The sequence below is a fragment of the Sphingomonas bacterium genome, assembly GCF_903644135.1.
In the GTDB taxonomy this organism is placed as follows: domain Bacteria; phylum Pseudomonadota; class Alphaproteobacteria; order Sphingomonadales; family Sphingomonadaceae; genus Sphingomonas.
Map to the genome: position 1 here is coordinate 1 of NZ_CAHJXA010000134.1, position 7,220 is coordinate 7,220.

Annotated in this window: 7 protein-coding genes; 5 read left to right on the forward strand and 2 right to left on the reverse strand. The window is 69.2% G+C overall.

Annotation, left to right across the window (positions count from 1 at the left end):
• The 4 genes from HUU96_RS08535 to HUU96_RS08550 form a co-directional block, all read left to right on the forward strand.
• Positions 1-348 (forward strand): thioredoxin family protein (locus tag HUU96_RS08535; protein WP_174292407.1); only part of this gene is annotated, 348 nt, incomplete at its 5' end.
• Between the two features lie 65 nt (positions 349-413).
• On the forward strand, positions 414-1,901 hold the full coding sequence (locus tag HUU96_RS08540) for a circularly permuted type 2 ATP-grasp protein (protein WP_174292408.1): 1,488 nt from the start codon (positions 414-416) through the stop codon (positions 1,899-1,901).
• Positions 1,901-2,836 (forward strand): alpha-E domain-containing protein, encoded by a 936-nt coding sequence (locus tag HUU96_RS08545; RefSeq protein ID WP_174292409.1) that lies wholly within the window; start codon positions 1,901-1,903, stop codon positions 2,834-2,836. The genes HUU96_RS08540 and HUU96_RS08545 overlap by 1 nt, the downstream gene beginning before the upstream one ends.
• Positions 2,836-3,642: a transglutaminase family protein gene (locus tag HUU96_RS08550; RefSeq protein ID WP_174292410.1), complete on the forward strand. Its 807-nt coding sequence runs from the start codon at positions 2,836-2,838 to the stop codon at positions 3,640-3,642. The genes HUU96_RS08545 and HUU96_RS08550 overlap by 1 nt, the downstream gene beginning before the upstream one ends.
• On the opposite strand, the gene HUU96_RS08555 is transcribed toward HUU96_RS08550, so the two are convergent.
• Positions 3,639-4,424 carry an arginyltransferase gene (locus HUU96_RS08555; protein ID WP_174292411.1) on the reverse strand — a complete coding sequence of 262 codons (786 nt, stop codon included), beginning with the start codon at positions 4,422-4,424 and terminating at the stop codon, positions 3,639-3,641. The genes HUU96_RS08550 and HUU96_RS08555 overlap by 4 nt on opposite strands.
• Positions 4,425-4,580: 156 nt before the next feature.
• Positions 4,581-5,825: a threonine ammonia-lyase gene (locus HUU96_RS08560; protein WP_174292412.1), complete on the reverse strand. Its 1,245-nt coding sequence runs from the start codon at positions 5,823-5,825 to the stop codon at positions 4,581-4,583.
• Between the two features lie 59 nt (positions 5,826-5,884).
• Between HUU96_RS08560 and HUU96_RS08565 the strand changes: the two genes are divergently transcribed.
• The coding region (locus tag HUU96_RS08565) for an amidohydrolase (protein ID WP_174292413.1) at positions 5,885-7,220 on the forward strand (1,336 nt) is incomplete at its 3' end.

The window sequence follows — 7,220 nt, forward strand, 5'->3', positions numbered from 1 at the left end:
GCGGAGCAGACCGCTGGCACCGAGCCGTTCAGCGAGCCCCGCCTCGCCGCCCTGCGCGCGCAGAAACGACCGGTGTTCGCCTATTTCACCGCCGACTGGTGCCTGACCTGCAAGGTCAATGAGAAGGCGTCGATCGACACCGCCGGCGTGCGCAGCGCCTTTGCCGCGAAGAAGGTGGCGGTACTGGTCGGCGACTGGACCGACGGCGATGCGAAGCTGGGCGCGTTCATCCAGGCGCACAATCGCGCCGGCGTGCCGCTCTACCTCTACTACGCTCCCGGCGCGACCGAGCCGGAGGTGTTGCCACAGGTGCTGACCCCCAGCCTGCTGGAGTCGCTCGCCGGCTGAGCTTGTGCGCCGCGGCGATGCCGGGCAGCATGGAACCGCTGCGATCCTGGGAGCTTATCGTAACGATGGCGACACGACCTGCGTTCGACGAGATCCTGGGGCTCCATGGTGATCAGCCGCCGCGGCCCGACCTGGCGGCGCTGGGCCGCTGGCTCGACGTCATCGACACGGCCGAGCTGCGCCGTCGCCAGCAAGCCGCGGAGACCACCTTTCGCCAGCTCGGCATCACCTTCGCCGTCTATGGCGACAATGACGCCAGCGAGCGCATCATCCCGTTCGACATCGTGCCGCGCGTGTTCCTGGCCGATGAATGGGCGCGGCTGTCGGCGGGGCTGGTCCAGCGCGTCGAGGCGATCAACGCGTTTCTCGACGACATCTATGGCGAGCGCCGCATCCTCAAGGAAGGCGTGCTACCGGAGGACCTGATCCTCGCCAACCCGCAGTTCCGCCCCGAGATCGCCGGGATGCGACCGCCGCACGGCATCTGGGCGCATATCTGCGGCATCGACCTGGTGCGGACCGGCCCCGATGACTTCTTCGTGCTGGAGGACAATGCCCGCACCCCGTCGGGAGTCAGCTACATGCTGGAGAACCGCGAGGCGATGCTGCGTCTCTGTCCCGAGCTGTTCCGCGAATATCGGGTGGAGGCGGTCGACAGCTATCCCGACCGGCTGCTCCAGACCATGCAGTCGGTCGCGCCGCGCGGGGTCAGCGCGCCGACCTGCGTGGTGCTGACCCCCGGCCACTTTAACTCCGCCTATTACGAGCACAGCTTTCTGGCTGACTCGATGGGGATCGAGCTGGTAGAGGCGGCGGACCTGGTGGTCGACGACGATGTGGTCTGGATGCTGACCGTCGCCGGGCGGGTGCGGGTCGACGTCATCTATCGCCGCGTCGACGACGACTTCCTCGATCCGCTGGTGTTCCGGGCCGACTCGATGCTGGGCGTGCCGGGGCTGATCGCCGCCTATGCCGCCGGCAACGTCGCGATCATCAACGCGCCGGGCAACGGCATCGCCGACGACAAGGCGATCTATTCGTACATGCCCGAAATCGTCCGTTTCTATTCGGGTGCGGAGGCACGGCTGCCCAATGTCGAGACCTGGCGGTGCCGCGAGCCGGATGCGCTCGCCTACACGCTGGACCGGCTCGACCAGCTGGTGGTGAAGCTGGTCGACGGTTCGGGTGGCTATGGCATGTTGGTCGGGCCGACCGCTTCGAAAGCCGAGATCGCGAAGTTCCGCGCGGCGCTGGAGGCGGAGCCGCACCGCTACATCGCCCAGCCGACGCTGGCGCTGTCGACGGTGCCCACCATGGCCGAACAGGGCCTCGCGCCGCGCCATGTCGACTTCCGTCCGTTCGTGCTGACCGGATCGACGGGCGTGCAGGTCGTGCCCGGTGGCCTGACCCGGGTGGCGCTGCGCGAGGGGTCGCTGGTGGTCAACTCCAGCCAGGGCGGCGGCACCAAGGACAGCTTCGTGCTGATGGCGGACGGCATGACACAGAGCCAGACCATGGGCGGCATGAGCCAGTCGCAGCAGCAGCGCGCCTGATGCTGTCGCGCACCGCCTCCGCACTCTACTGGCTCGGCCGCTATATCGAGCGAGCCGACTTCATCGCCCGGCTGGTCGAGGCGACGGTCCGGCTCGACGCGCTGTCGTCGCAGCCGGCGGGCGAGGTCGCCTGGTCGTCGGCGCTCGCCGTCACCGATACGGAGGAGGCGTTCGCCGCCACCGGCCACCCGCTGACGCAAGGCTGCGTGGTGAGTTTCCTGGCGCTCGACAGCAGCCATCCCGGCTCGATCATCCGCTGCCTCGATCTGGCTCGCACCAACGCCAAGGCGGTTCGCACCGCCCTGACCCGCGAGGCGTGGACCGCGATCAACCGTGCCTGGCTGGTGTTCGAGAAGGGCACCGGCCCGGTCAGTACCGCCGCGACGCTGGCGCTGGTCGAGGCGGTGACCAACGAGACCCGCGGCTTCGAGGGCGCGATCCAGCGGATGCTGCGCAACCAGCCGACCTGGTTCATCCGCCTGGGCCAGGCGGTGGAGCGGGCCGACAATTCGGCGCGGCTGCTCGACGTCAAATACCATATCCTGCTGCCCGAGGGCGAGCAGGTCGGCGGCATCGTCGACCGCGACCAGTGGACGACGATCCTGCAAACGGTATCGGCGGTGACCGCCTATCGCTGGCTCTACAGCGAGGGGCTGACCCCGGCGAACGTCATCGACCTGTTGATCGCGCGGCCGGAGATGCCGCGCAGCCTGGCGGCTTCGGTCGAGGAGACGGTCGAGATTCTGGCGCTGCTCGCCAGGCGGACCGGCCAGCATGGCGAGGCGGACCGGATGGCGCGGCTGCGCGCCTCGCGCCTTGCCAAGACCCATTCGGGCGAGGTGATCGCGTCGGGGCTGCACCAGTATCTGGGCACGTTCATCGTCGAGAACGACCAGCTCCACGCCGCGATCGGCCGGCAGTTCAAGTTCGGCTGATGCGGCTGTCGATCGAGCATCGTACCACCTACCGCTTCACCACCCCGCAGGCGCGGCTGGTCCAGATGCTGCGGGTCACGCCCGCCAATTCGCATGACCAGACGGTGGCGAGCTGGCGGCTCGACATCGACCGCGACGCCCGGCTGCGCGAAGGGAGGGACGGCTTCGGCAACCGCGTGACGATGCTGTATGTCGAGGGGCCGGTCGAGGCGATCGAGATCGCGGTCGTCGGCGAGGTGGTGACCAGCCATTCGGACGGCGTGCTCCACGGCGTCGCCGAGTCGTTGCCGGCGGCCCTCTTCCTGCGCGCGACCCTGGCGACGCCTCCGGACGACGCCATCGCCGCGTTCGCGCGCGAGCAATCGGGCGACGGATCGCTGCTCGGCAACCTCCATGCGCTCAACGAAGCCCTGCACGAGCGCTTCGCGATCGACCTCAGCCGACCCGAAGCCGGAGTCGACGCGGCGGCGGCGTTCCGCCGCGATCGGGCGACGCCGCGCGACCTCGCTCATATCTTCGCGGTCGGGGCCCGCTCATTGGGCGCGCCGGCGCGCTATGTGTCGGGATACAGCGTCGCCGATGTCCTCGGCAGCCACCGGCCGACGCCGCATGGCTGGGCGGAGGCCTATGTCGACGGGATCGGCTGGATCGGCTTCGACCCCTGCACCGCGCGCTCGCCGGAGGAGGAGTATGTCCGGGTCGCGATCGGGCTTGACGCTGCCGGGGCCGCGCCGGTCGCCGGCTCGCGGCTGGGGACGGGCGACGAGCAGCTCGACGTCAACGTCCAGGTGCTGCGCGAGGATTAGGCCAGCTCGCCCTGCAACGCCGCCTGTTCGGCCACCGTCACCGGCTGCACCTCTTCCAGCAGCCGCCAGCCATTGGGTCCCAGCACCTCGATCGGGCGGAAGCGCGTCTTGTACGCCATCCGCTCCGAGCCCTTGATCCAATAGCCAAGATACACATACGGCAACCCCGCCTCGCGGGCGCGGACGATGTGGTCCATGATGATGTAGTTGCCCAGCCCCGGCCGGGTACCCTCGTCGGCGGCGAAGAAGCTGTAGATCATCGACAGCCCGTCGGCCTGGCGATCGGTCAGGCAGGCACCGACCAGCCGCCCGCGCGCGCCGTTGACGCCCGGCTCGCGATATTCGACGATCACCGAGTGGACCGGCGAATGCTCGACCATGTCGGCATAATCATCCTCGTCCATTCCCGCCATGCCGCCGCCGGGATGCCGCGCCGAGAGGTAGCGGCGCAGCAGCTGGAACTGCTCGTCGGTCGCCCAGGGGCGGCAGGCGGTGACCTCCAGGTCGGCGTGACGCTTCATCAGCTTGCGCTGGGTGGCGTTGGGGACGAACTCGGGGGTAACGACGCGCACCGACACGCAGGCGGTGCAGCCCGCGCAGCTCGGGCGATAGGCGACTCCCTGGCTGCGGCGGAAGCCGATCCGGCCGAGTGCGTCGTTGAGCTCGCCGGCGTGCGGCCCGGTCAGCTCGGTGAACACCTTGCGCTCCTGCCGGCCCGGCAGATACGGGCATGGGCTCGGGCTGGTCACGAAGAAACGCGGAAAGCGGAATGGCGCGGTCACGCGTGGCGGGCCCCTGTCAGTGACCCGCCGGGTGGCGTGTCACCACCTGTATGAATAGCCACAGGCGTGCTGAAAAGCCGCTTTACCATGAATAATAGGTTAATCCCGCGTTGCGATTCTTTCCAGCATCGGATGACGTCCCGCATCGGGGTTAATTCATGCGGGTTCGACGGGACTGACCTCATAACCCGCCGCGCCGAGCGCCGTCACCAGCCGGTCGAGATGATCGCGATCGCGCGCCTCGCACTCGATCTCGGTAATCAGGCCCTTGGCGGGCAGGTTGGTGAAGACCCGCTGGTGATAGACCTCGATGATGTTGACCCGCTCCTGGTCGAAGATGCGCGCGACGTTGAACAGCGCGCCGGGCCGGTCCTGCAACCTGATCCGCAGCCGCGCGAGCCGGCCCGAGCGGGCGAGATCGCGGAGCAGGACGTTGGCGAGCAGGTGCGTGTCGATATTGCCGCCGCACAGCACCACGCCGACCGTGCGCCCGGCAAACCGCTCCGGATAGGCCAGCAGCGCGGCGAGACCGGCGGCACCGGCCCCCTCGACCACCGTCTTCTCGATCTGCAGCAACAGGCTCACCGCTCGCTCCAGGTAGCGCTCGGAGACGAGGACGATGTCGTCGACCAGGCGCTCGACCATATGCGCGGTGATGCCGCCCGGCTCCTTGACGGCGATGCCCTCGGCCAACGTGTCGCCGGCGCAGGGCAGGCTGGTGCCGTTGATGCGGTTGTACATCGACGGGAACAGCTCCGCCTCGACCCCGACGATCTCGACCCGGTGCGGTTGAGCGCGCGCGACGGTAGCCATGCCGCTGATCAGGCCGCCGCCGCCGATCGGCGTCACCAGCGTGTCGATCCCCGGCACGTCTGAGAACATCTCGATCGCGGTGGTGCCCTGGCCGGCGATGATGCGCGGATCGTCAAAGGCGTGAACGAACGTATAGCCGCGCTCCGCCTCCAGCACGCGGGCATGGGCATTGGCCGCGTCGAAGGTCTCGCCATGGAGGATGACGGTCGCGCCATGGCCCTCGGTCTGCACGACCTTCACCGTCGGCGTGCTGGTCGGCATGACGATCGTCGCCGGCACGCCGAGCCGGTGGGCATGATAGGCCAGCCCCTGTGCGTGATTGCCGGCGGAGGCGGCGATCACGCCCTTGGCCTTGGCCTCGTCCGACAGCAGCAGCAGCGTGTTGAGCGCGCCGCGTTCTTTATAGGCGGCGGTGAACTGCAGGTTTTCGAACTTGAGGTAGATGGTCGCGCCGACCATCTGGCTCAGCGTGCGGCTGATGAGGGTCGGCGTGCGCACGATCGACGGGGCGATGCGACGGTGCGCGGCTTCGACATCGGCGAGATCGACGGGCAGGTTTCGGGGCGCGGGAACGGATGCGGTAGCCATGGCCCGCCAAGCAACTAGAGCATCTGGCGCGGGGTGGGAACACCGCTTATCCCGCGGCGATGTTGTCTGCGTCTCTCCGCCGGCTTGCCGCCGGGTTCCTGCTGCTGTTGCCCGTCGCTGCCGGTGCCGCCAAACGCCAGCCGATCGCCGTCGCCGCGCCGGTGTCGGCCGGTGCACTGGTCGATAACGTCACCGGCCTGACGCTGGACACCGATGGGCGCGTAGTGCGCTTCACCGGGCTGCTGATGACCGCCGACGGCCATGTCGTCCGGCTGCTGGCCGCGGGCGAGAAACGGCCCGAGCGGCTCGACTGGCGCGCCGATATGAAGGGGCGGGTGCTGCTGCCCGGCTTCGTCGACGGCGAGGGCCATGTCATGGACCTCGGCTTCCGCGCGCTGGAGCTGGACCTGTCCGCCGCCACTTCGCTGGCCGACGCACAGGCGCGGATCGCTGCCTATGCCGCCGCCAATGCCGACCGCAACTGGGTGATCGGTGCCGGCTGGAACCAGGAGCAGCTTGGCCGCGCGCCGACCGCCGCAGACCTGGCCGGCATCGCGCCCGACCGGCCGATCGTACTCGACCGCGCGGACGGCCATGCGGTGTGGCTGAACGAGGCGGCGATGAAGGCGATGGGCATCACCGCCGCTACGCCGGCCCCCGCCAGCGGTCGCATCCTGCGCGGCCCCGGCAACGCGCCGACTGGCGTGTTCGTCGACGCCGCCCGCGACATGGTGCTCAGGATGGTGCCGCAGCCGCGCGCCGCCGACCGTGACAACGCCTTCCTCAAGGCACAGGCGATGTTGCTCGCCAACGGCGTCACCGCCGTCGCCGACCTATCAACGCGGCTGCCCGACTGGCTGACCTTCCGGCGGATCGCCGACCAGGGCGGCCTCAGGCTGCGGATCGCCAGCTATGCCGACTCGATCGAGACCGCCAACCTCACCGCCGGCAAGGGGCCGTCGCCCTGGCTTTATGGCGACCGGCTGAAGCTGATCGGGGTGGCGATGGTCGCCGACGGCTCGCTCGGCGCGCGCGGGGCGTGCCTCAAGGCCGCTTACGCGGACGCGCCGCGCGAGAGCGGCCAGTGCATTGCCGGCGACCGGCTGCGCAACCTGATGAGCCGGGCAGCGATGGACGGCTTCCAGGTCGCCGTCGACGCTACTGGCGACCGCGCCAACGACGAGGTGCTGGGCGCGGTCGAGGAGCTGAGCGAGACCTATACCGGCGACCGCCGCTGGCGGATCGAGCACGCCCAGATCGTCACCGCCGGCGACCTGCCGCGCTTCGGCCGGCATGGCATCATCGCCTCAATGCAGCCCGCCGACGTCGCCAGCGACGTCCAGGACAGCGGCCTGCAGGTGTATCTCGAGATCGACCGCGATGCGGCGGGACAGC

Bases quoted from the DNA above. Each gene is read 5' to 3' on its own strand.
- HUU96_RS08560 (WP_174292412.1), bottom strand. From the start codon at position 5,825: ATGGCTACCGCATCCGTTCCCGCGCCCCGAAACCTGCCCGTCGATCTC.
- HUU96_RS08545 (WP_174292409.1), top strand. From the start codon at position 1,901: ATGCTGTCGCGCACCGCCTCCGCACTCTACTGGCTCGGCCGCTATATC.
- HUU96_RS08540 (WP_174292408.1), top strand. From the start codon at position 414: ATGGCGACACGACCTGCGTTCGACGAGATCCTGGGGCTCCATGGTGAT.
- HUU96_RS08550 (WP_174292410.1), top strand. From the start codon at position 2,836: ATGCGGCTGTCGATCGAGCATCGTACCACCTACCGCTTCACCACCCCG.